Origin of the sequence: Pseudomonas siliginis (assembly GCF_024072275.1) — a bacterium.
Lineage (GTDB): Bacteria > Pseudomonadota > Gammaproteobacteria > Pseudomonadales > Pseudomonadaceae > Aquipseudomonas > Aquipseudomonas siliginis.
On record NZ_CP099598.1, the window covers coordinates 780501 to 804722 of the forward strand.

Annotated in this window: 21 protein-coding genes; 7 read left to right on the forward strand and 14 right to left on the reverse strand. The window is 62.4% G+C overall.

The window, feature by feature from the left end; genetic code table 11:
* From NF676_RS03925 to cpaB, 4 genes are read right to left on the reverse strand one after another with little or no spacing between them, the layout of a single operon-like run.
* The gene (locus NF676_RS03925; RefSeq protein ID WP_252877377.1) at window positions 1-1269 is read right to left on the reverse strand and encodes a TadA family conjugal transfer-associated ATPase; all 1269 of its coding nucleotides are present in this window, start codon (window positions 1267-1269) and stop codon (window positions 1-3) included.
* Window positions 1266-2456, reverse strand: coding sequence for a CpaE/TadZ family protein (locus NF676_RS03930; protein ID WP_056787738.1), 1191 nt, complete (start codon window positions 2454-2456; stop codon window positions 1266-1268). Before NF676_RS03930 ends, NF676_RS03925 begins: the two co-directional genes overlap by 4 nt.
* On the reverse strand, window positions 2453-3670 hold the full coding sequence (locus NF676_RS03935; protein ID WP_252887266.1) for a type II and III secretion system protein family protein: 1218 nt from the start codon (window positions 3668-3670) through the stop codon (window positions 2453-2455). Before NF676_RS03935 ends, NF676_RS03930 begins: the two co-directional genes overlap by 4 nt.
* Window positions 3671-3690: 20 nt before the next feature.
* Window positions 3691-4632: a Flp pilus assembly protein CpaB gene (gene cpaB / locus NF676_RS03940; RefSeq protein ID WP_252887267.1), complete on the reverse strand. Its 942-nt coding sequence runs from the start codon at window positions 4630-4632 to the stop codon at window positions 3691-3693.
* A 329-nt stretch (window positions 4633-4961) separates the two neighbouring features.
* On the opposite strand from cpaB, the gene NF676_RS03945 reads away from it, so the two are divergent.
* Both NF676_RS03945 and NF676_RS03950 read left to right on the forward strand, forming a co-directional pair.
* Window positions 4962-5177 carry a Flp family type IVb pilin gene (locus tag NF676_RS03945; protein WP_370593582.1) on the forward strand — a complete coding sequence of 72 codons (216 nt, stop codon included), beginning with the start codon at window positions 4962-4964 and terminating at the stop codon, window positions 5175-5177.
* Window positions 5178-5247: 70 nt separating this feature from the next.
* The gene (locus NF676_RS03950) at window positions 5248-5655 is read left to right on the forward strand and encodes a response regulator (protein WP_041480644.1); all 408 of its coding nucleotides are present in this window, start codon (window positions 5248-5250) and stop codon (window positions 5653-5655) included.
* 861 nt (window positions 5656-6516) lie between these two features.
* Here NF676_RS03950 and NF676_RS03955 read toward each other — a convergent pair.
* From NF676_RS03955 to NF676_RS03975, 5 genes are all read right to left on the reverse strand, one after another.
* Window positions 6517-6879: a DUF6124 family protein gene (locus NF676_RS03955; RefSeq protein WP_252887268.1), complete on the reverse strand. Its 363-nt coding sequence runs from the start codon at window positions 6877-6879 to the stop codon at window positions 6517-6519.
* Between the two features lie 521 nt (window positions 6880-7400).
* A complete protein-coding gene (locus tag NF676_RS03960; protein WP_056787743.1) occupies window positions 7401-9071 on the reverse strand; it encodes a ShlB/FhaC/HecB family hemolysin secretion/activation protein in 1671 nt (556 codons plus the stop codon).
* Between the two features lie 134 nt (window positions 9072-9205).
* Window positions 9206-10768 (reverse strand): collagen-like triple helix repeat-containing protein, encoded by a 1563-nt coding sequence (locus NF676_RS03965; protein WP_252887269.1) that lies wholly within the window; start codon window positions 10766-10768, stop codon window positions 9206-9208.
* Window positions 10769-11071: 303 nt separating this feature from the next.
* Entirely contained in the window at window positions 11072-11926 is an 855-nt protein-coding gene (locus NF676_RS03970) for a MaoC family dehydratase (protein ID WP_095180890.1), read from the reverse strand.
* A 2-nt stretch (window positions 11927-11928) separates the two neighbouring features.
* Entirely contained in the window at window positions 11929-13281 is a 1353-nt protein-coding gene (locus NF676_RS03975) for a 3-oxoacyl-ACP reductase (protein ID WP_252887270.1), read from the reverse strand.
* Between the two features lie 237 nt (window positions 13282-13518).
* Between NF676_RS03975 and NF676_RS03980 the strand changes: the two genes are divergently transcribed.
* The 3 genes from NF676_RS03980 to NF676_RS03990 all read left to right on the forward strand — a co-directional run bounded on the left by NF676_RS03980 (window position 13519) and on the right by NF676_RS03990 (window position 17890).
* Window positions 13519-14796 (forward strand): acetyl-CoA C-acetyltransferase, encoded by a 1278-nt coding sequence (locus NF676_RS03980; RefSeq protein ID WP_252887271.1) that lies wholly within the window; start codon window positions 13519-13521, stop codon window positions 14794-14796.
* A 430-nt stretch (window positions 14797-15226) separates the two neighbouring features.
* Window positions 15227-16123 (forward strand): PA4780 family RIO1-like protein kinase, encoded by an 897-nt coding sequence (locus NF676_RS03985; protein ID WP_016771829.1) that lies wholly within the window; start codon window positions 15227-15229, stop codon window positions 16121-16123.
* Window positions 16124-16681: 558 nt separating this feature from the next.
* On the forward strand, window positions 16682-17890 hold the full coding sequence (locus tag NF676_RS03990; protein WP_252887272.1) for an MFS transporter: 1209 nt from the start codon (window positions 16682-16684) through the stop codon (window positions 17888-17890).
* Here the strand turns inward: NF676_RS03990 and cueR are convergent.
* The 3 genes from cueR to NF676_RS04005 all read right to left on the reverse strand — a co-directional run bounded on the left by cueR (window position 17844) and on the right by NF676_RS04005 (window position 21206).
* Complete coding sequence (gene cueR / locus NF676_RS03995; RefSeq protein ID WP_252887273.1) at window positions 17844-18257, reverse strand: Cu(I)-responsive transcriptional regulator; 414 nt, start codon at window positions 18255-18257, stop codon at window positions 17844-17846. The two genes, NF676_RS03990 and cueR, sit on opposite strands and share 47 nt — an antisense overlap.
* Window positions 18254-20647, reverse strand: a complete 2394-nt coding sequence (gene cueA / locus NF676_RS04000) for a copper resistance metal-translocating P1-type ATPase CueA (protein ID WP_252887274.1) — start codon at window positions 20645-20647, stop codon at window positions 18254-18256. Before cueA ends, cueR begins: the two co-directional genes overlap by 4 nt.
* A gap of 175 nt (window positions 20648-20822) precedes the next feature.
* Window positions 20823-21206, reverse strand: coding sequence for a hypothetical protein (locus tag NF676_RS04005; protein WP_024011458.1), 384 nt, complete (start codon window positions 21204-21206; stop codon window positions 20823-20825).
* Window positions 21207-21354: 148 nt separating this feature from the next.
* On the opposite strand from NF676_RS04005, the gene NF676_RS04010 reads away from it, so the two are divergent.
* Together NF676_RS04010 and NF676_RS04015 are read left to right on the forward strand one after the other, a co-directional pair.
* On the forward strand, window positions 21355-21552 hold the full coding sequence (locus NF676_RS04010; RefSeq protein WP_056787762.1) for a cation transporter: 198 nt from the start codon (window positions 21355-21357) through the stop codon (window positions 21550-21552).
* An 87-nt stretch (window positions 21553-21639) separates the two neighbouring features.
* A complete protein-coding gene (locus tag NF676_RS04015) occupies window positions 21640-22836 on the forward strand; it encodes a multidrug effflux MFS transporter (protein ID WP_016771824.1) in 1197 nt (398 codons plus the stop codon).
* A gap of 17 nt (window positions 22837-22853) precedes the next feature.
* Here NF676_RS04015 and NF676_RS04020 read toward each other — a convergent pair whose 3' ends face one another.
* The gene (locus NF676_RS04020) at window positions 22854-23027 is read right to left on the reverse strand and encodes a hypothetical protein (RefSeq protein ID WP_016771823.1); all 174 of its coding nucleotides are present in this window, start codon (window positions 23025-23027) and stop codon (window positions 22854-22856) included.
* A gap of 152 nt (window positions 23028-23179) precedes the next feature.
* Window positions 23180-24193, reverse strand: a complete 1014-nt coding sequence (locus tag NF676_RS04025; protein ID WP_252887275.1) for a zinc-binding alcohol dehydrogenase family protein — start codon at window positions 24191-24193, stop codon at window positions 23180-23182.
* Window positions 24194-24222: the final 29 nt, after the last annotated feature.

The window sequence follows — 24222 nt, forward strand, 5'->3', positions numbered from 1 at the left end:
TCAGCCCAGGTGAGCTTCGTGGCGCAGCTTGTCGCCGGCCGGGTTGACCGCTTCGCGCACAAAACCGAACCCCGTGCGGCGGTCGAGGCGGAACAGGGTGTTGGTGACGTAGACGTCCTCGCGAATGCCGACCACTTCCACCACTTCACTGACGCAGCGCCGGCCATCGGGCATGCGTGTCAGTTGAATGATCACGTCGAGGGCGGCGCAGATCATCTGACGCAGGGTGCGTTCGGCAATCGAGCGCCCGGTCAGGCCGACCAGTGTCTCCAGACGCAGCAGCGCGTCCTGGGCGTTGTTGGCGTGCACGGTGCTCATCGAACCGTCGTGGCCGGTGTTCATCGCGGTGAGCACGTCGACCACTTCGACGCCACGGATCTCGCCGAGAATGATCCGGTCAGGACGCATGCGCAGGGCGTTGCGAATCAGGTCGCTGGCCTTGACCTCGCCATGCCCCTCAGCGTTGGGCGGACGGGTTTCCAGACGCACTACATGCGGATGGCCGAGTTGCAGTTCGGCGACGTCTTCGATGGTCACCAGCCGTTCGTGCGGGTTGATCAACTGGCTGAGGATGTTCAGCAGCGTGGTCTTGCCGGTGCCGGTGCCGCCGCTGATCAGGATGTTGCAGCGCTTGCCCACGGCGTTCTGCAGGAATTCGAAAATCGCCAGATCAATGGTCTGCATCGCCATCAGGTCGGTGCTCTTGAGCATGTCCTTGCGGAACTTGCGGATCGACAGGCACGGGCCGTCGAGGGCAATCGGCGGGATGATCGCGTTGACCCGGCTGCCGTCCGGCAGGCGCGCATCGACCATCGGCGAGGACTCATCGAGGCGGCGCCCGAGCGGCGCAAGGATGCGTTGCATGACCCGCTCGACGTGATGCGCATCGATAAAACGCAGATCGCTTTGATGCAATACGCCGTCGCGCTCGATGAACACCCGGTGCGGGCCGTTGACCAGAATTTCCGTCACCGACGGGTCACGCAGCAGGACTTCCAGTGGGCCGAATCCGGTGAGTTCGTCGACGATTTCTTCGCCGAGGCGCTCCATTTCGTAGCGCGAGATCGCCAAGTGCAAACGCGCGATGTATTCGGCGACCTTGTCGGTGACGAACTGCGCCAGTTGCTGGCGCGAACCTTCCAGCAGGTTTTTCCCCGACTCCTCGATGGCGTCGATGATGTAGCGGTGCAGGACCAGTTTCAGGCCTTCGTGGTCGCTGTTGCCGATCGCTCCGTGCGACGTTGCGCCAAAGAGTTTTTCTGCGCTCATGAGTGGCCTCGCAGACGGTCGAACCAGGTGACTTTCGGTTTGCTCAGGCCTTCGGAGCGTTTCGCCAAGCGCTCGCCGAGGGTGCGCAGGCTCTGGGTGAGTTTCTCCCTGGGCGCCAGTTCGAACAGGCTGACGCCCTGGTTTTTCGCGTTCAGGCGCACGTCGGGACTGAACGCCAGCACGGCGATGACTTCCAGATTGAAGGTCTTGCCCAAGGTCTCGGCATCCGGCGCGACGTTGCTCAGGTAGCGATCGATCAGCAAGCGCCCATGCTCGAGTTTCATGCCTTTCTCGCGCCACTGGTTAAGCACGGCGAGGTTGCGTCGGCAGTTGAGTACGTTCTGGTCGGTGTACCACAGCAGTTTGTCGCAATGGCTGACGAAGGTGCGCAATGCCTCACTGTCGGCCTGCCCGGTGAGGTTCACGACAATGTGCTGAAAGTGCTGGCGCAGGGCGCTGAGGAGCATGTACAGCTCGGCGGCACTGGTGGTTTCCAGCGGCTCGTCAGTGTTGGCGTAGGCAAGAATGCGCAGGCCGTGGTCGGCGCTGGTGAAAGCGCTGTCGATCAGCGTAGCGTCGAGCCGGCGCAGATGGCGCAGGGCGTCGCCGAAGTGAAACGAGCTCTCCAGCCCCAACAGCGCGAGGCTGTCGCCACGGGGCAGGCCAAGGTCTAGCAGCAAGGTTTGCTGGCCGCTCTTCTGCACCACCATGGCCATGTGATTGGCGAGCAAGGCACCGTCGGAGCTGCTCTGCACGCCGTACATCACGGTAAGCCCGCCCAGCTGCGTGTTGGGAGTGACGGCGGGCAGGCGTTTGCCCAAGCGCCGCACCAGCCCGGCGACTTCGCTTGAACGTGAGCCATAGGCGACGAAATCCCGTGCACCGGCGCGCATCGCATTGAGTACGAGCTGATTGTCCATGCCGTCGCCGAGGGCGACGATTGCCAGCATCGGCTTGGCTTCCAGCGCACCTTCGATCAGCGCACTTTGCGCCACGACATGCTCGCGATCGAGACCGACGAAGACCAGATTGGCGAACGTCACATCGACCAGTGCGAGCAGTTCGTCGAGGCTGCCGGCACCGGCGCTGACCACCTGGCCCAGTGGCGCGAGTGCGCTTTGCAGCCATTCCAGATCGGTGCTGTTGCGGGTGATGGCGAGGAAGGTCTGACTGAGATTCTGGCTCATTGCGACAACCCGCTGCGCTTGTCGAAGTTACCGTTCTCGAGGAAGAACATGCGATAGAAATTCGGGTCGTAATTGCGCAGTTTCTCCCCCGGCAATGACGGCAGTCGCGCGTCCGCCGCCAATGGCTGGACCAGATGCGGGGTGACGATCATCAGCAGTTCGCGCTCTTCGCGTTTGATTTGCGAACCCTTGAAAAACGCGCCGAGGATGGGAATGTCGCCCAGGCCTGGAAACTTGTTCACTTGCGAGCTGTTGGTGGTGCTGATCAAACCGCTGATGACGAAACTTTCGCCATCACCCAGCGACACGCTGGTGTCGGTGCGGCGGATGGTCAGCGCCGGAACGGTGGTGCCGGCGATGTTCACCGCGTTGGCAAAATCCAGTTCGCTGACCTCCGGGGCGACCTTCAGCGCGATGCGGTCGCGGCCGATGATGGTTGGCGTCAGGGTCAGGCGGATGCCGAATTCCTTGTACTCAATCGACACGCTGTCGCTGCCGGAACTGGGCACTGGAATCGGGATTTCTCCGCCGGCCAGGAAGCTCGCACTTTGCCCGTTCAACGCCACCAGACTTGGTCGCGCCAGCGTGTAGGCGAAGCCGCTGGTTTCCAGGGCGTTGATGATCGCCATGGTCTTGCCGCCGACCCAGGAGAAATTGAACAGCGAGTTATCCACCGGCAAGCGCGGCTGCGGCACGCCGCCAATCGGCGGCAGTGTGCCAGGCGAGCCGAACAGGAAATTGCCGCGGGTGCCGATCAGCGAGGCCGTGGCTTCCTTGAGCTTGGTGCGGCTGACTTCGACGAAACGGATGTCGGTCTGCACTTGCGACGGCAGGGTCGGATCGTCCGACGGCACGCTGCTGGTCAATGCCGTGGTCGCCGCACCCTGGACGAAGACCATGGCTTGCTGTGGCTGCGCCGAACACGCCGTCCAGACCATCAGGCTGGTCGCGCCGGGGCCGACGCCAGTCAGCAAAAAGGACGAACCGCCATTGGCATGCACGTCGGCAATTTTCGGGTCGCCGACCGCCAGCCGAGTGATTGCCACCGGTGACTGCATGTCCTGCTGGAAGCCTTCACCGATCTCGATCACCGAAGGCAGGCGCGGCAGTGCCGAGCAGTTGCCCGCCGCCGCGAGGGCGCTGTCCATCGTCAATCCCAACAACAGCAAGGCCCGGAGCGCCGGTTTCAATGTCGGTCTGAGTCGACTCTGCATGCACGTGAATCCTTGCGCAGTCATGGGGTTTGTTGGCTGATCTGGTTGCCGCGAATGATTTCCACCGCAGGCCTGGGCGCCGCGCCGGCACTGGCGGTGGCAGGTGCTTTTTGCGCGCTGCCCAGGGCGAGTTGAGTGAACTGGAAAAGCTGGCTATTGGCCCGATCCAGGTGCGCGGGCGATTGCGCTTCGCCGGCCCAATATTTGGCCAGCCGCTGTTCTTCGCTGCTGCGCACCGCGAGGCGCAACGTGCCGACTTGAGTGGCCAGCATCAGACGACTGAGCAGTTGTTCCGGCACCGCCAGCACCACGGTGCGTGCGGCGATGCGGCGTTGGTCCTGTTTGATTTTTTCTTCGGCGCTGAGGCTGGGCGATGCCGGTTGGCCGTCATTGGTCAGGCCGTACTGATCGCCGATTCCGAGCACGCGCAAGGCAGGAACGGCGATCTGCGCCGACTGCTGCAGGTTGCTCGCGTCCTCGCGCAGATACAGCAGCACATCAACGTAATCGCCCGGCAGCAATTGCCCGGCGCCACCGATCACTTCGTCGACGGCCACGGTGAGCGCGCGCTCGTCGCGGCGAATCATCCGCGCCAGCGCGCCGCCGGCCTGGAAGCTTTCGTCATTGAGCCAGGTGCCAGCGCTGAGGTGGCGCCAAGGCGTGCGGCCGACTGCTTGTTCGATGCTGGTCAGGCTGCCCGCCGGTGCGCTGCGCAGTTTTTCCACGGTTACATCGGCGGCGGTCAACGGCGTGAACGGCGGCACATCGTGGAGCAGCACCACCACCGGTTGGCGGGTCTGGTCTTCGGCAATCGCGACAGTCTGTTCAATGCTGACCGCTGGGGCGACGGGCGCCTCGGCGACCGGGGCCGGCTGACGACTGAGCACCAGCCCCCAGTAACCGACAACAACCGCGCCGAGCAACAGCAACGCGGCTAGGCCCATGGTGACGCGACTGTTCATGACGGCTCTCCCTTTCCTGCTGCACAACCGACTGCATTTGCTTGCGAAAGGCGGACTGAATCGGCAGCTATGAACATGCAACTATTTCGCTATTTCCAAGCTAGCTGATCCAAGCAAAAGCGCCATTAGTGACAGGCGAAATAACCGTACCAAAGTATGACTTTGGCCAGTTAACAGCCGGCAACGGCGGAAAAACGATGGGATTAATGCTTTGTGATTAATGCGTTCTTACAGTTGTTGGGCGGGGGTTTGTTGACAATGCTCAGGTGGCACGGTGGAACCTTGCCGCGGTGGTGATGTCGGCGCCAGAGGCGCGAAGGAGTGGACCTATGTTTCGTATGACTTTTGATTATGTGATCGCCAAGGCTCGCGCGTTTGCCCGCAGTGAAGAGGGTGCTTCGGCGATCGAGTATGCGATTGTGGTGGCGATGGTGGCTGTGGTGGTCGTGGCGTTCGTCACTCCGCTTGGAGACAGGGTATTGGCGATCTTCAACAATATTCTGACCTCGCTCGATGGTACGGCTGTGACTCGGCCAACGCCCTGATCTTGTGAACACTGCACCTGGCTGATATCGCACTACACTGGATTTACCTTTCAGTATTCAGGTATTGCCTATGAACGCGTCTTCGTCGCCCCGCCAACAACTGCTTCTGGTTGATGATGAAGAAGACGCGTTGCTGGAGTTGGCGGAGTTGCTGGAGGGGGAGGGGTTTGTCTGTCATACCGCGACGTCGGTGAAGCTCGCGCTGCATCATCTGACCCGGCATCCGGATATTGCTTTGGTGATTACTGATCTGCGTATGCCGGAGGAGTCGGGCATGTCGCTGATCAGGCGGTTGCGTGAGCATACGTCGCGGGCGCATTTGCCGGTGATTGTGATGTCGGGGCATGCGGATATGGAGGATGTCAGCGATATGTTGCGGTTGCAGGTACTGGATCTGTTTCGCAAGCCGATTTATCACGTCAGGTTGTTGGAGACTCTCGATAATCTTTTTCCCAAGCCTAAGGTTCAGGGTGGGTGAACTCGGCGGCCTTTGGGCCGACCGTGTTGGTGGGGTTTTGGGTGAATATCCGTTGCTTCGGGTGCTGCGGCTGGCGGTTTCGCCTGACGGCGACTTACTTTTTTACAAGCGCCTAAAAAAGTAAGCAAAAAACGCTAGCTCCTGCGTCCGGCCCTCGCAGGCTCGGGTTCCTTCGCTCCGGGACTGATCCGGGCGCAGCGGCTCCGGTTTGCTTCGCTGCACCTCCTTCCGCTGTGTCTGGCTGCGCCAGACGGTCGCTACGCTCCCACGCCCGGATCAATCCCTCCGCTCAGCCTTCCGACGTCGCCGGTGGATCAAGATCAAGAGCACTCGAGCTTGCGCTCATTGTTGAGTGGTGCGGCTTCGCCGCGGGCAGCTGCGCTGCTTTGCTTTTGCTTTTGCTTTTGCTTTTGCTTTTGTGGGAGCGAGCCTGCTCGCGAAAGCGCCCTGCCAGCCGACCTGTTTCTCACTGAACACCCACGATCAAAACTGTAGGAGTGAGCCTGCTCGCGATTGCGCCCTGCTAGCCGACCATTTTCTTCCTGATGTACATCAATCCTGTGGGAGCTGGCTTGCCAGCGAAGGCGGCCTGCCAGCCGACCTGTCTCTCACTGATGTACTCGATTCAAACTGTGGGAGCGAGCCTGCTCGCGAAGGCGCCCTGCCAGCCACCAGTCTCTCACTGAACACCCACGATCAAAACTGTAGGAGTGAGCCTGCTCGCGATAGCGCCCTGCCAGCCAACCCATTCCTGCCTGATGTACATGAATTCTGTGGGAGCTGGCTTGCCAGCGATGGCGGCCAGTCAGCCAACAACGCTCTGCCTGTCTCACCACCTTCGCAACCAGCCTCTTGCTCTTGTCACTCCGGCACAAGCCTGTCCAGTACGCGGTTGACCGCCAGTTCGCCCAGCATGATCACCTGTTGTATCCCCAGCAGGGAGCTGCGCTGTGGTCCATCGATAAATCCGGCGAGGTCGCTGGCCATGATGCTCGCCGAGGCCAGTGATTCGCAGGCATGGACCAACAAAATTTCGTTGTCCGCAGCCGGGTCGACGATGAACAGGGTGCTGGGTTTGCGCGGTGCAGCGGGGTCTTTGATGAGGCGGGGGTTGAGGTAGTAATCGATGGCGCGGTCGGCGGCTTCCTTGAGCTTTTGCGCTTCGACGAGCGGGTCGGCGAAGGTTGGATCGGCAAGGGGTGGATCGGGCGTTATCTTTTTCACGGGCTCAGTCTCCTTGTGGAGTAGGGCCGCAACCGGTTCGCGACTAAACGAAAGGGAGGCAGCTGCACGCAGGTTAGTCGACCGATGAGCCACGAAATCGGCGCGCCCGAAGGCGCCCTGCGCACAGCCACCATCAAGTGCAGGTATGCAATACCTGGCTGACAGGAACCTGTGCGTCGTGGACAAGCGGGCGACTAAACCCGACCACTGATGAGCAGTGGCAGGCAAACGATAGAACCCGCGCCCCAGGCGCACAAGCCGGCGGATTCTGGCGTAGCCGTAGGCAACGGCGCAAGGATTTGTGGGCTGTTGCGAGGTAACGGGGCGTGTGTTTAAACGGCTGGTTTAAAGCGCTGCGATAAATCGGTTGAATAGCCGAACGCTTTCGCGAGCAGGCTCGTTCACACAGGGACGGCGGTTGTACTCAGCAACCATGAACACCGCCGAATCTGTGGGAGCGAGCCTGCTCGCGAAGGCGGTGCGTCAGTCAAAAAAATCCTGACTGACACACCGCTCGGCCATCACAGCTGATAACTGAAACTGATGCTGTACCGAGGCTTGCGATTGAACGTATCCAGTGCTTCATCCGACATCGCCTTCGCCACTTCCAGCGCCACGTTGTAATACTTGGCATCACCAAAGCGCAGCCCGACGGCGGTCGATGACAGGTTGTTGGCCTGCACCGGCAGTTGGTTGAACCAGCTGCGCGAGCGGTCGACAACTACGTAGGGTTGCAGGATGCGCACCCAGTTGCCGTCGCGGTTGAAGCTGTAGTTGACCTCGTAGGCCACGCCCCAACCCTTGTCGCCCGAGGCCTGGTCGTCGGGGTAGCCACGGCCGAAGTTCTGCCCGCCGAACACGGCGCGTTCGCTGTCGGGCAAGGTGTCGTCGCTCCAGTACAGCGCCGCCGAGAGCACGCCTTGCCAGTTGTCGAGGAACTTGTCGCTCTGCACGCCGGACAAGCGCACGCGGAAAAAATCCAGGTCGATGTCGTCGTAGTTGGTGTGTGCGCCGAGGCTGTCGAAGCCCTGGTAGACGCCGGCACTGAGGATGCGCAGTTGGCGGGCGTCGGCCTTGCGCCAGTCGCCTTCGAAAGCCAGGGCGCGGACATCGGTGCGCAGTTCGGTGCTGAAGGGAAAGTTGATGCCGTCGTAGCGCGTCTTGTCATCGACCGCATACAGACGTGAGCCGGCCGTCAGCAGCTCGTTGGCGGAGGCGATCAAGGGCGTGCTGAAGCCGATCGAGTAGCGATCGTTTTCGCGATGGGTACTCAGGCGTCCGCCACCGCCGACCAGCACTTCGGTGTCCGGGTCGGCGCGGTAACGCGAGGCCGAGACGTTGAGTTGCGTGCCTTCGGTATCGAGGAACTGGCTGTAGTCGAGACGGTAGTAATGCTCTTTGTCGTCGCCCGGTGGGAACAGGCCGCTGAGGCTCAACTGTTCGCCCATCGACGTCTGCGAATTGCTGCTGACACCGAGCAACGCTTGCGGGCCGTTACGGTTGTCTTCGGTGGTGCTCAGGGTGCTGGTGAACGGTTTGCGACTGGCCTGGGCAACCAGGGTGGTCGCGCCATCGGTGGTGCCCGGCGGTGGCACTTGCGCTTGAATCGTCACGCCGGGAATGCGGCTCATCAGCGTGGTGTAGCGCTCGAAGGTCTTGCGCGTCAGCGGGCGTTCGGCCTGGATTTTCGCGGCGAGTTTATCCAGCAGGCCTTTGACCCGACCGATGTCGCCCTGCATCTGGATATCGCGCACGTAGCCCTCGACCAGCACCACGCGGGCCACGCCATCATCGAAGTTCTGTTGCGGCAGGAACGCGTAGGACAACAGATAGCCGTCCTGCTGATAGCGACGGGTGATGTTGCGCGTGGCTTCGATCAGTTCGGCAAGGCTGGCCTGGCGGCCGATCAGGGGCTTGTAGATTTCCGCGAGTTCGTTGAGCGGGTAAATCGTGCCGCCTTCGATCTGCACGGTCTTGAGGTTGACCTTGGTTTCCATCAGCAGTGGCTGTGCGGCGGTTGCACCCGGGTCCGGCACTTGCAGCGGCGCCGCGCTCGGGCGATAGGCGTCGGCGGGCAGGTTGGGAACGGGCAGGTTGCGGATGGTTTCGTTGCTGTTGAGAAAGCTGGGCAAGGTGTCGGCGAGGGCAGCGGAACTGAGGCTCAGGCACAGCAGGGATGCCAGTACGCGCATAGGACACTCCATGGTCAGAACACAGCACAGGGCAGATTTTTCCTTAGAAAAAAGGCGGAAGACTCGTGGGAATCTTCCGCCCTCAACCAAGCGTAGGCGCTGTAGGTAAGGCCGTCGAATCGGCCAGGTGCAATTTAGCGTCTGTTGCCGCCCAGCGCGCCGGTCAGGCCGCCGAGTACCCCGCCCAGGCCACCGGTTGCCGTGCCGCCGCCAGTGGCAGTGCCGCTGTTGACCAGACCACCGACCGCTGCCACGGTGCCGCCGACGTTGGTAACCAGACCGCCGACCGCTGTGGTGACCGGGTTGTTGGTTGCGGCGATCGCCCCGCCGAGATTGCCCACCGCAGCGCCGACCTGACTTGTGATACCCGCCACCGGAGTGCCGAGACCGGTAGCGGCGCCGACCTGTTGAGTGACAGTGGTCACCGCGCTGGTGACCGGATTGAGGCCGGCTCCGACTGCGGCGCCGACGCTGGCCAGCGGCGAGGTGGATGCAGTAATCGGTGTGCCCGAACCACCGAGTACGGTGTTGATCGAAGCAATCGTGTTGCCCAGCCCGCCGGCGGTGACGCCGCCGGCACTGACCACGCCGCTGGTGCTGCCGGCATTCAGACCGCTGCCGACGTTGACCACCGCACCACCGACAGTTTGCAGCAGACCGGTGCCGCCCAGCCCGCCACCGATGCCGCCACTGCCCGAGCCAGTGCCATTGGACACCAGACCACCCGCTTTGCCGACCGCCGTGCCGGTGTTGCTCAGGGCGCCGCCGAGGGTGTTGGTCAGGGCATTGCCGCTGCCTGCGTCGGTGACTTTGCCGCCAAGGCTGTTCACCGTGCCGCCCACCTTGGAGATCACCCCTTTGAGCGGATCACCCAGACCGGTGGCATCGCCGAGTTTGTCGGTGGTGCTTTCGACCATGGCGATCACCGGTACCAGGCCGCTGCCGACCTTGTCGGTCAACTGGCGGGTCGGGCCGCTGGTCAGTGAGGTGTTGAGGGTGTCGCCAAGCATGGTGACTTTTTCGCCGATGCCATCGACCAGCGGCGCCACGCGGGTGACTACACCGCCAACGACAGGAACGCTGCGGGTCGCTGTGTTGAATTTGACGCTGAGGTCCGACACGCCGTCGCCAACATCGGAAACCACGCCGCCAACCGAGGCGACGGTGGTGGTCAGGCCATTGGGGTCAGTGGCCAGTTTGCCGATGCCATCAGTGACGCCATCGCCCAAGGTGCTGACCACGTTGCCGGTGGTGTTGGCCAGGCTTTGCACGATGCCGCCAGCGACCGGAACAGTGCTCAGCGAATCGCCGATCTGGCCGACGCCATCGCCGACACCGCTGACGGTTTTGCCGACATCCTGAACAAGTGTTGTGGTCACCAGCGAAGGTGCAGCGGGATTGGTCGGGTTGGTGGGATCGGTCGGGTCTGTCGGATTGGTTGGATTGGTCGGATCGGTGCCGCCGCCAGTGCCGCCAGTACCACCGGTTCCGCCACCTGTGCCACCAGTGCCGGCAGTATCGCCGCCGGTTCCGCCGCCCGCGCCACCGCTGCCATCGGTACCCGCCGTGCCGTCCGCCGTCGAGCTGCCCGAACTGCTGCGATGACCGCCACCGCCGCTGCTGCAGCCGACGAGGCCGACCGAAAGAATCAGTGCCAGCGCGATTGCCGATTTGGACCACATCACTTGAGTTTTCATGATTGAGATTCCTGCACCTGTCACAACGTTACGTTGCCTTCGATGGCTCGCCGATCTGTCGTCGGCGATGCCTCGTCCGTGGCTGTAATCTCAGTCGAGGGCAGGTTTTTCACCATTCTCAAGTTGGTATTAACCCCTTTATATAGAGGGCTCGGCGCTATGCCGAAGGACTAATACCCAGGTAATAAACGGGCAAAAAAAAGCCTTGAAATTCAAGGCTCGGTTTTTTGCAAAGCAGCGGGCAGGGCGCGGAAAAACTTAAGTGATATATACACAATTAACGGGTTTTTCCGCCCCGCCAGATCAGGCGATCGGTTGCCACTGACCGACCATATGTTCCAGGGCGCCGGCGCCGATCAGACGCAACTCACCGCTGGATCCCGCGGCACTGGCCAGCAATGTCACTTCACTGGGCAGGCGCACCGGTTTGCGAAAGTGCACGGCGATTTCCAGGTTGGCTTTGGGTAGGTGATCGGAGAGTGCCGCCAGTGTGCGTGCCTTGTTCCACAGTCCATGGGCGATCGCGGTGGGGAACCCGAACAGTTTGGCGCTCGCTGCACTCAGGTGAATCGGGTTGTAGTCGCCGGAGACTTTCGCATACTGGCGACCGATATCGGCCGGCGCAGTCCAACGCGTCACCTCAAGCAAATCCTGCGACGGCTGCCAGTCCTGTGCCAGCGCCTCGCCCTCGAGTTTCACCCCGCGACAGAGCATCCGGCTTTCGGCTTCCCACAGCGGCCCGAGCTGATCGTCGAGGGTGGTCAACAGATCGAACGTCGCGCCCTTGGCATGTGGTTGCAGGTTGTGCACGCGCACGCTGACTTGCGCGCGACTGATCGCGCCCATTGGCCGCAACACGCGGATGCGGTTGCTCAGGTGAATCAGCCCCAGCAGCGGGAAGGGAAAATCCCTGGCCGTGAGCAATTGCATCTGCAAGGCGAAGGCGAGGATGTGTGGATAGGTCGGCGGCAGCAGGCCGTCATCGACGAAACCGCAGACCTTGCGATAAGCCGTCAGCCGTTTGCTGTCGATATCGACCCAGCAGCGCAGGCCGCTGTCGGGCAGTTGCGTACCGGTGATTTTGCGTCGCGTCGCTGCGCGCGAATAAAGCCCCGGCAGACTCGGTTCGCGATCCAGCGTGTGCCATTCGATGCTCATGCTCAAGCCCCCAGAACACTTTGCCCACAGACCCGCAACGCTTGCCCGGTGAACGCGCCCGTGCCCGGTTGCGCCAGCCACGCCACGGCTTCGGCGACGTCCTGCGGCAAGCCACCCTGGCCCAGCGAACTCATGCGCCGCCCGGCTTCGCGCAGGCCGAATGGGATGTGCGCAGTCATTTGCGTTTCGATGAACCCGGGGGCGACGGCGTTGATGCTGATGCCGCGTTCCAGCAGCGTCGGCGCCCAGGCCTGGGCCAGACCGATCAGGCCAGCCTTGCTCGCCGCGTAGTTGGTTTGCCCGCGATTGCCGGCGATGCCGCTGATCGAGGCAAGCAGGACCACCCGTGCGTTGTCGCGCAGGGTGCCGCTGTCGAGCAGCGCCTTGGTCAGCACTTGCGGGGCATTGAGGTTGACGGCCAGCACCGCGTCCCAGAATTCCGGGGTCATATTGGCCAGGGTTTTGTCACGGGTGATGCCAGCGTTGTGCACGAGGATGTCGAGGCCGTCGGGCAGCTGTTCGATCAAGTGCACGGCGGCGTCATCGGCGCAGATATCGAGGGTGATCGCCCGGCCGCCGAGGCGCGCGGCGAGGGCTTCGAGATCGGTTTTGGCCGGCGGTACGTCGAGCAGAATCACCTCGGCGCCATCGCGGGCGAGGGTTTCGGCAATCGACGCGCCGATGCCGCGCGCAGCACCGGTGACCAGCGCCTTGCGCCCGGCCAGCGGTCGGGTCCAGTCGGTCACTGGCGTGGCGCACGCGGTCAGGCGAATCACCTGGCCGGAAACGAATGCGCTTTTCGGCGAGAGGAAAAATCGCAGCGGGCCTTCCAATTGATCCTCGGCACCTTCGCCGACGTAGATCAACTGCAAGGTGCCACCGCCGCGCAGCTCTTTGGCCAGCGAGCGCGAGAAGCCTTCGAGTGCTCGCTGCGCACTGGAGGCGAACGGATCACCCAGGCTTTCCGGAGCACGGCCGAGAATCACCAGGTGCGCGCTATGGTCGAGGTTCTTCATCAATGGCTGGAAGAACTCGCGCAACTGCTTGAGCTGGTCGGTGTGTTGCAGACCGCTGGCGTCGAACACCACCGCTTTGAGTTTCGGCCCGTGGCCGGGGATCCACGCGGTGGCCAGCGAGGGCTCGGTGCCGTAGCTGTAGATTGCATCGGTCAAGCGGTTGGCAAACACGCTGATCCGTTCGGCCAGCGGCCCGCCACCGATCAACAGGGCGCCCTCGATCGGCCGCAGACGCCCCGCCTGCCAGCGTTCCAGCCGCACCGGCGACGGCAGGCCCAAGGCCCCGACCAGACGATGGCCGAAGGATGAGTTGGCGAAGTCGATATAGCGGTCAGACATGGAACGCTCTCCAGAAGTTGGGGTTCAAAGTGTGGACTGTCTACGGCAATCAATCGTTCGATCGGCGCAATAAGGCCTACGCTGGTTTAGCAGAGTAGACCACTGACCCTGTGGGAGCGGGCTTGCCCGCGATAGCGGAGTGTCAGCCGCTGAAGGGTTGGGAGTGCCGCCCCCATCGCTGGCAAGCCAGCTCCCACAGGTTTCCATGTGAATCCGCAAATTCCACAGGAGTTATCCATGACCCAGCTGCGCCGCGTCGCGATCATCGGCGGTAACCGCATCCCTTTCGCCCGCTCCAACGGGCCGTACGCCACGGCCAGCAATCAGGCCATGCTCACCGCCGCGCTGGAAGGCCTGATCGAACGCTACAACCTGCACGGCCAGCGCATCGGCGAGGTGGTGGCAGGCGCGGTGCTTAAATTGTCACGGGATATGAACCTGACCCGCGAATGCGTGCTCGGCTCGCGCTTGTCTCCGACGACACCGGCCTATGACATCCAGCAAGCCTGCGGCACCGGTCTGGAGGCGGCGTTGCTGGTGGCGAACAAGATCGCCCTCGGCCAGATCGACTGCGGCATTGCCGGCGGCGTCGACACCACCTCCGACGCGCCGATCAGCGTCAGCGAAGGCCTGCGCAGGATTCTTCTGCACGCCAACCGCGCCAAGAGTACCGGCGACAAACTGAAAACCCTTTTGCAGTTGCGCCCCCAGCACCTGATCCCCGAATTCCCGCGCAACGGCGAGCCACGCACTGGCCTGTCGATGGGCGAGCACTGCGAACTGATGGCGCAGACCTGGAATATTCCCCGTGAAGAACAGGATCAACTGGCCCTCGAAAGCCACCACAAGCTCGCCGCTTCCTACGGCGAAGGCTGGCACAACGATCTGATGACGCCATTCCTCGGCCTGACCCGCGATAACAATCTGCGCCCGGACCTGACCCTGGAAAAACTCGCCGCGCTGAAACCGGCCTTCGAGAAAAGCGCCAAGGGCACGCTGACGGCGGGCAATTCCACGCCGCTCACCGATGGCGCTTCGGTGGTGTTGCTCGGCAGTGAAGAATGGGCCAGAGAGCGCGGTTTGCCGATTCTTGCCTACTTGCGCGACGGTGAAGCGGCGGCGGTGGATTTCGTCAACGGTGCCGAGGGCCTGCTGATGGCGCCGGTGTACGCCGTGCCACGCTTGCTGGCGCGCAATGGGCTGACGTTGCAGGATTTTGATTACTACGAAATTCACGAAGCCTTCGCCGCGCAAGTGCTGTGCACGCTCAAGGCCTGGGAAGATCCCGAATATTGCAAAACCCGCCTCGGGCTCGAGGCACCGCTGGGTTCGATTGATCGCAGTCGGCTCAATGTAAAAGGCAGTTCGCTGGCGGCGGGGCATCCGTTCGCCGCAACGGGCGGGCGCATTGTCGCGAATTTGGCCAAGCTGCTGGATGCGGCGGGCAAGGGGCGAGGGTTGATTTCGATCTGTGCGGCGGGCGGGCAGGGTGTCACCGCGATCATTGAACGCTGAAAAAGCCCCTCACCCTAACCCTCTCCCAAAGGGAGAGGGGACTGATCGGGGGATGCTTGAAATCGACGCCGACCTGAGCGCCCTTCACCGAATCCAGAGATGCGATTCAAACCATAAGCGCTGCGGTCTCTCAGGTCGATGTATTACGGGAGACACCTCGGTCGGCCCCCTCTCCCTCTGGGAAAGGGCTGGGGTGAGGGCAACTGAAGTTCACCGACCATGTCAGATTCTGTCGCAAATGCCCTTGCCGACCGATACCAATCAATGCCACGGTCTCGGCTATGATTCGCCCGGGTCGCTGCGATTGATCCGGCACAGTGTGTGCATCCTCAAGGTTCACAGGTCGGCAACCCCTCCCCGTCGGGCGAGGATTGCCGTATAACGAGTGACATTCGCGTGTTTGGTAATAAAGGACCCACAATAAAAGCTGATGAAGACTCCAAAACGCATTGAACCCCTGATCGAGGACGGTCTGGTCGACGAAGTGCTGCGTCCACTGATGAGTGGCAAAGAGGCAGCTGTTTATGTAGTGCGCTGCGGCAATCAGTTACGTTGCGCCAAGGTCTACAAGGAGGCGAATAAACGCAGTTTCCGCCAGGCGGCCGAGTATCAGGAAGGCCGCAAGGTTCGTAACAGTCGTCAGGCGCGGGCCATGGCGAAGGGGTCCAAGTTCGGTCGCAAAGAGACCGAAGACGCCTGGCAGAACGCCGAAGTGGCGGCGCTGTTCCGTCTGGCCGGCGCCGGCGTGCGAGTGCCCAAACCCTATGACTTCCTCGACGGCGTGCTGTTGATGGAGCTGGTGGCCGACGAATTCGGCGACGCCGCGCCGCGTCTGAACGATGTGGTGCTGGAGCCTGATCAGGCGCGCGAGTATCACGCCTTCCTGATTTCGCAGATCGTGCTGATGTTGTGTACCGGTCTGGTGCACGGTGACCTCTCCGAGTTCAACGTGCTGCTGACCCCGACCGGTCCGGTGATTATTGACCTGCCCCAGGCAGTCGACGCTGCGGGCAACAACCACGCGTTCAGCATGCTCGAGCGTGACGTTGGCAACATGGCTTCGTACTTCGGTCGCTTCGCGCCGGAATTGAAGAAGACCAAATATGCCAAGGAAATGTGGGCGTTGTACGAAGCCGGCACCTTGCACCCGAACAGTGTGCTGACCGGCGAGTTCGACGATCCGGAGGACCTGGCGGATGTCGGCGGGGTGCTGCGCGAAATCGAAGCGGCGCGCCTCGACGAGGAACGCAAGCAGGCCATTCGCGCGGCGGACGACGCGCCGAAAGGCAAACCCGAAGAACCGCCTCCACCGCCGTGGATGCAGTGATCGCGTGATGAAAAACCCGGCTTCGGCCGGGTTTTTTGTTTGAGTCAAAAAGCACCCTCACCCCAGCCCTCTCCCGGAGGGAGAGGGGGCCGACCGAGGTGTCTTTAGCCATACATCGACCTGAAAAAACCGAGTCGATTATGGATTCAAAGAAAAACGTTCAGGTCGGTGTATCTCCCAAATATCCCCCAATCGGTCCCTCTCCCGGAGGGAGAGGGGGCCGACCGAGGTGTCTTTAGCCATACATCGACCTGAAAAAACCGAGTCGATTATGGATTCAAAGAAAAACGTTCAGGTCGGTGTATTTCCCAAATATCCCCCAATCGGTCCCTCTCCCGGAGGGAGAGGGGGCCGACCGAGGTGTCTTTAGCCATACATCGACCTGAAAAAACCGAGTCGATTATGGATTCAAAGAAAAACGTTCAGGTCGGTGTATCTCCCAAATATCCCCCAATCGGTCCCCTCTCCCTTTGGGAGAGGGCTAGGGTGAGGGGGCTTTCGGATCCTGGCTTATTCGCGTCTACTGTCCAGCGCTCCAACCACACTCAAGGACTGAATGTGACCACCCCACGCAACACCCACCTGATCGTAACCGCCCGGCTGATCTCCGATTTCGGCGCCTTCCTCAACATGGTCGCGCTGGCCACCTACGTTTATCTGTTAAGCAACAGCGCCATGAGCGTCGGCGTTTTCCTTGCCAGCCGCGTCGGTGGCGGAATCGTCGCCAGTCTGATTGGCACACGCTTCTACCGACGCTGGCAGGGCCGCGCGCCGCTGATTGCGTTCGATCTGTTGCGTGCGGCGCTGCTGGGGCTGCTGTTGATCACTCCGGCGAGTCAGCAGGCGTGGCTGTTGCCGTTGATTGCCTTCGGCCTCGGCTTGGGCAATTCGATGTTCGCCATCGGCCTCAACAGCCAGTTGCCGCGTTTGATCGAGCCGGCGCAGTTGCTCAAGGCCAACGCCTGGATCACTTCAGCCTCTTCAGCCGCCATGGTCGGCGGCAGTCTGGTGTCGGGGTTGCTGGTGGCTGCTTTTGGTTTCGAAACGGTCTTCGCCCTAAACGCGCTGACCTATGTGCTCGCGGCTCTGCTGATCGTGCCGCTGCGTTTCGAAAAAAACGATGTCATCGAACAGCCGGAGCGCGGTGAATGGTTTGCGCTACGGCAGGGCCTGCGTTCGGCGCCTGTGGTCGCGGCCATGCTCGCGGTGACTATGGCTGATACCTTGGGCAGCGCCGCGCACAACGTCGGCTTCCCGATCATTTCGAAACTGCTCACGCCGGAGGCGGCGAGTACGACCTTGGGCCTGGCGCTTGCGGTATGGGCCAGCGGCAAACTGCTCGGCGCACGCATCGCCAGTCACCTCAAGGGCTCGGAGAACAGCCACCTCGAAAGAAGATTTTTCTGCGGCGTGGCGCTGATGTCCTGCGGTTTCATTCTGATGTTCCAGCAGCACAGCCTCTACGGTCTGCTGGTGTTCGCCTTGCCGGCGGGGCTTGGCGACGGGGTTTCCGAAGTCAGCCTGATGTCACGGCTACAACGGGAACCTGCGGCGTTGCGCCTGCCGATTTTCAGCGTGCTGACCTTGCTGCAGATGAGCGGTTTCGGCATCGGCATGTTGGTCGCTGCGCCGTTCTATGCGTGGTGGACGCCGGGGGCCGTGGTCATGCTGTTCCACGGCATTCCCCTCGGCACCCTGTGCGTGGTGACGCTGTTGCGGATCAGGCGCGAGCGGGTTGCGCGCAGCAGCCCGACGCCAGCTCCTTGAGGATCGGGCAGTCCGGGCGATGGTCGCCGCTGCAATGCTCGACCAGATCCTGCAGGGTGTCGCGCAACTCGCCGAGCTCGCGGATCTTCTGGTTCAGCTCGTCGATGTGCTGGCGCGCCAGTGCTTTCACATCGGCGCTGGCACGCTGGCGATCCTGCCAGAGGGTCAGCAGCTTGCCGACCTCTTCCAGAGAAAAGCCCAGATCCCGCGAGCGCTTGATGAACGCCAGCGTGTGCAGGTCATCGCTGCCGTATACGCGGTAACCGCTGTCGGTGCGATTGGCCGCTTTGAGCAAACTGATCGACTCGTAGTAACGAATCATTTTTGCACTCAGGCCACTCTGTCGGGCTGCTTGGCCGATGTTCATCGGTGTTCCTCCAGGTCCTTGGGTTTCCAGGTTTTCAACAGTAGCGCATTGCTCACCACGCTGACGCTCGACAACGCCATCGCCGCACCGGCCAGCACCGGATTGAGGAAGCCGAACACCGCCAGCGGAATGCCGATCAGGTTGTAGACAAAGGCCCAGAACAGGTTCTGGCGAATCTTCGCGTAGGTCTTGCGGCTGATCTCCAGCGCTGCCGGCACCAGTCGCGGATCGCCGCGCATCAACGTGATGCCGGCCGCGTGCATGGCGACGTCGGTGCCGCCGCCCATGGCGATGCCGATGTCTGCGGCGGCGAGGGCCGGGGCATCGTTGATACCATCGCCGACCATGGCAACCACGCCGGTTTTCTTCAGCTCGGCCACCGTCGCGGCTTTGTCGGCAGGCAGCACTTCGGCGTGGACATTTTGGATGCCCAGAGCCTCGGCCACCACCCGTGCGCTGCCGCGATTGTCGCCGGTCAGCAGGTGACTCTGGATATCCCGTGCGGCAAGTTGTTGCACCGCTTGCAGAGCGCCGGGTTTCAGCGTGTCACCGAAGGCGAACAGGCCCAGCACCTTCGGCTCAGGACTTTGTTCGATCAGCCACGACAGTGTCCGACCTTCGCGTTCCCACGCTTCGGCGGATGTGCTCAATTCACCGGCATTCAAGGCGCTTTCGTCGAGCATCCGCCGGTTGCCCAGCGCCAGGCGCCGGCCATCCAGCGTGCCGGCAATGCCGCGTCCGGTCAGCGACTGGCTGTCGCTGACGTCGGGCACGTTCAAGCTGCGTTCGGCGGCGGCATCCAGCACCGCTTTGGCCAACGGATGCTCGCTGCCGCGCTGCAAGGCACCGGCCAGTGTCAGCAGATTGTTTTCGTCGCCATCGACCGCGCTGAAGTGCGCGATACGCGGCGTACCCGAGGTCAGCGTGCCGGTCTTGTCGAACACCACACTGCTGACTTCATGGGCGCGCTCCAGCGCTTCGGCGTCCTTGATCAGAATGCCGTGGCGTGCGGCGACGCCGGTGCCGGCCATGATCGCCGTCGGGGTGGCGAGGCCGAGGGCGCACGGGCAGGCAATCACCAGCACGGCGACGGCATTGATCAGCGCAGTTTCCAGCGGTGCGCCGTACAGCCACCAGCCGATCAGCGTGGCCAGGGCGATCAGCAACACGGTCGGCACGAAGATCTGGCTGACCTTGTCCACCAATTTCTGGATCGGCGCTTTCGCCGCTTGCGCGTCTTCGACCAGACGAATGATCCGCGCCAGCACGGTTTCCGCGCCGAGCGCCTGGGTGCGCACCAGCAAACGACCTTCGCCATTGATCGCGCCGCCGGTGACCTTGTCGCCCGGCTGTTTCGGCACTGGCAGGCTTTCGCCACTGATCAGCGCTTCGTCGGCGTGGCTCTGGCCTTCAACGACTTCGCCATCCACCGGGAAGCGTTCGCCGGGTTTGACCAGCACCAGATCGTCGAGGCGCAGGGCGCTGATCGCAACGTCCTGCTCACGCCCGTCGATGACTTGAATCGCCCGCTCCGGCCGCAACGCTTCAAGAGCGCGGATGGCGCTGGCGGTCTGGCGTTTGGCGCGGCTCTCGAGATATTTGCCGAGCAATACCAGGGCAATGACCACGGCCGAGGCTTCGAAATACAGATGCGGCATGCGTCCGGCGGCGCTGGTCCATTCATAGACACTCAGGCCATAACCGGCGCTGGTGCCGAGGGCGACGAGCAGGTCCATGTTGCCGGCGCCGGCGCGCACGGCTTTCCACGCCGCAACATAAAAGCGTGCGCCGAAGATGAATTGCACGGGGGTGGCGAGGGCGAATTGCGCCCAGGCCGGGAGCATCCAGTGAATGCCGAACGGCTGCAGCAACATCGGCAGCACCAGCGGCAGAGCGAGGGCGATCGCACAGATCAATGCCCAGCGCTCGCGATGCAGGCGTTTTTGCTGGTCATCGGACTGTGGCCGTTCAGCTTGCCAGACTCTGGCCGAGTAACCGGCCTTGCTCACCGCGTCGAGCAGGGTTTGCGTATCGACCTGGCCGAGCAATTCGAGGTGCGCACGTTCGTTGGCCAGATTGACGCTGACGCTGCTCACGCCTGGGACTTTGCTCAGGGCGCGTTCGACGCGACCGACGCAGGACGCGCAGGTCATGCCGTCGATGCTCAATTCGACGGTTTGCCGGGGCACGCTGTAACCGGCGCGCTCCACGGCTTGCATCAGCGCCGGCAGGCTGTCGCCGGGCGCCTGTACCCGCGCCTGTTCGGTGGCGAGGTTGACACTGACGGCACTGGCGCCGCTGACCTTGCGCAGCGCCCGCTCGACACGCCCGGCGCAACTGGCACAGGTCATGCCGGCAATCGGCAGATCGAAAGTGGTGGATTCGGACATCGGTCGCGCTCCCTGTAGTGGATGTCTACAGGATCAACCTTGCCATGCGGGCAAGGTCAAGCACCATTCTTGTGGGAGCGAGCCTGCTCGCGAATGCGGTGCATCATTCAGCAATCATGTTGGCTGACCCGGCGCTTTCGCGAGCAGGCTCGCTCCCACAGGTCGAGGCGGTTGCTCAGTAACCGAGGCCAGCCGGCTTGAGGTACACGCCTTCGGCATTCATCGCCAGGCGGAACTTCAGCACATCCCCGGCATGCAGCACGACTTCCTGCGAGCCCGGTGCGAGCATGCCGGGGTTGCAACCCGGTGCCTGGCCCGGCAGCAGTTTCAAGCGCAGCGAAACCTTGCCCGGCGGCAGGTTGAACGACGTGCTCTGCTCCTGGAACAGGCGCGCCGAGAGCTGGTCCTGGATGTACACGCCGATCTCGCACGAGGTCGCCACTTCGAGGCGCTCGCGGGAAATGATCAGTACCGCGTAATCCTCGCCGGCGGCTTGCACCTGCGGGACGGCGGCGAAAAGGCTGAGCAAGCCAAACAGGCCCAAAGCTGACCAGCGCATGGCTGAATCTCCTGAATTTCAGTCATTGATACACGCAGCTTGGCCGAGCGCGGCGCCGATTGCCAGCCCGGCAGTTTTTCGCAGAACTTGACCTTGCCATCGTGGCAAGCTCGAGACTGCCGGCAACCTCACTCAAAGGAGTCTTCCCATGCAAGTGTTCAACGTTCAAGGCATGTCCTGCGGTCATTGCGTCAAAGCCATCACCACTGCGGTACAGGCGCTGGATCCGGCAGCCAGCGTGCGCGTCGATCTGGCGGCCAAGGAAGTCGGCGTCGAAAGTGCGCTGAGTGCCGATCAGGTCATCGAAGCGATCCGCGAAGAGGGTTATGAGGTGAAGCTCGTCTGAAATTGATCGTTAGCGAGCTATCGGAATGTTCAAGGCGTCCGGGCGCGGCTAGACTGTCGGGCTGCGACTTGCCCACCTGGATGCCTGATGAATTTCCGCACGATTTTGATACTCGGCGCCTTGAGCGCCTTCGGTCCTTTGGCGATCGACTTCTATTTGCCTGCCTTCCCGGCCATGGCGCTGGCGTTCGGCACCGATGAGCAGCATGTCCAGCTGACGCTGGCGGCGTACTTCCTCGGTCTGTCGCTGGGCCAACTGGCTTACGGGCCGATTTCCGATCGTTTCGGCCGGCGACTTCCGCTGCTCAGCGGCGTTGCTCTGTTCACCCTGGCGTCATTGGCCTGCGCCTACGCGCCGAGCCTGGAATGGCTGATCGGCGCGCGTTTCGTCCAGGCACTCGGTGGCTGTGCGGGGATGGTGATTTCCCGCGCGGTGGTTGCCGACAAGTGCGACGCGGTGGGCTCGGCGAAGGTGTTTTCCCAATTGATGCTGGTGATGGGCCTGGCGCCGATTCTGGCGCCGATGCTCGGTGGGCTGCTGGTCAATACCACGGGTTGGCAGTCGATCTTTCTGGTGCTCACCGGGTTCAGTGCGGCGGCGGGTCTGGCGGTGGCGTTGGGGCTGCCGGAAAGCATGCCGGCCCATGTGCCGCGCCAGCCGTTGTCCGGTGCGTTGCGCCAGTACGCGCGACTGGTCAAGGATTCGGTCTACCTCGGCCACGCCCTGACCGGCGGCATCGCGATCGCCGGCATGTTCGCCTACATCGCTGGCTCACCGTTTGTGTTCATCAAGCTCTACGGTGTACCCGCCGAGCATTTTGGCTGGCTGTTCGGCACCAACGCGGCGGGGTTCATTCTGGTGGCGCAGGTCAATGCGCGTCTGCTGGCCAAGCGTGGCCCGGCGTTCTTGCTGGTGCGCGCGGTGTGGGTGTATTTCCTCGCCGGGCTGACGCTGTTGGCGGTCGGCGCGATGCGTCCAGAGGCGTTGTGGCCGTTGCTGATTCCGCTGTTCATCTGCATTGCCAGCCTCGGCTGCATCATTCCCAACGCCTCAGCTTGCGCAATGAACGGTCAGGGCGCCCGTGCCGGCAGTGCATCGGCAATGCTCGGTTGCCTGCAATTCAGCATCGCCGCCGGTGCCGCCGCGTTGGTGGGGGTGTTGCACGATGGCAGCGCCGTGCCGATGGCGATGGTCATCAGCCTGTGCGGTTTGCTGGTGGTGAGCGTCGCGCTGCTCACCCGGCGTTTGCAGAATGCCCGGGCGTTGGCGCAAGCCCAGGTCTGAACGCTCGACTTTGGAGCTCAGCCGGCGGCGCGCTGCTGGCTGGGTTCGGGGATTCGGTGGGGCGCGCAGAGTCGCGCTTCGAGGGTGCGAGTGAAGGCCAGAGCCTCGGCTTCACTGCGAAAGGTTACGACGTGCTGGTCCAGGCGCACCTGCCATTGAGACTTTGCCACTTCTTTTATCAGGATCTTCATTGCTGACCTCCCTTGCGTAAAAGATGTATCGCAGAGGCTTCGATTGTAGACCTCGATACCCGCGTAATTGTGACAAGGGTCAAGCAACCGACTGACGGCAAAAAGCCCCGCAACCGCTCTGGCATCACGAGCGGTTGCGAGGCTTTATTTTTTTAGAAACCTTCTAAAACAATTTTCCCCTTGGCCTTGCCGCTTTCCAGCAGCTCATGGGCGCGTCGCAGGTTGGCTGCGTTGATCACACCGAAGTGCTCGCCCAAAGTTGTCTTCAAAGTGCCGGCGTCGATCAGTTCGGCGACGCGGTTGAGCAGCTTGTGCTGTTCGATCATGTCCGGCGTTTCGAACAGCGAGCGGGTGTACATGAACTCCCAGTGCAGCGACAGGCTCTTGCGCTTGAGCAGGCTGATGTCGAGGGACTTCGGATCGTCGATCAGCGCCAGCTTGCCTTGCGGCGCGAGGGCTTCGACCAGTTGCGCCAGATGCTGATCGGTCTGGGTCAGGCTGGCGACGTGGGTCACGCTGTCGATGCCGGCGCGCTTCAATTCTTCGCTCAGTGGCTGGCTGTGATCGATGACCAGATCGGCACCGAGTTCGCTGACCCAGTCACGGGTCTGTGGGCGGGAAGCGGTGCCGATCACTTTCAGGCCGGTCAACTGCTTGGCCAATTGGGTAAGGATCGAGCCCACTCCGCCCGCCGCGCCAACGATCAGCAGGCTCTGACCCTCATCATTGCTGCCTTCGCTGATTTGCAGGCGCTCGAAGAGCAATTCCCACGCAGTGATCGCGGTCAGCGGCAGCGCGGCGGCTTCGGCAAAACCGAGGGACTTGGGCATGTGGCCGACGATGCGCTCATCGACCACGTGCAACTCGCTGTTGCCACCGGCCCGGGCGATCGAACCGGCGTAGAACACCTTGTCGCCCGCCTTGAACAGGGTGACTTCGCTGCCCACGGCTTTCACCACACCGGCAACGTCCCAGCCCAGCACTTTCGCCGCGCCGTTTTCCGGCGCCATGTTCTGCCGCACTTTGGTGTCGACCGGGTTGACCGAAATGGCTTTGACCTCCACCAAGAGGTCGCGCGGGCCGGCGACCGGCTCTGGCAGTTCAATGTCCTGCAGGGACTTGGCGTCGCTGATCGGCAGGGAAGCGTAATAGGCAATGGCTTTCATAAGTGGCTCCGTACAGTTGATAGAAGGAG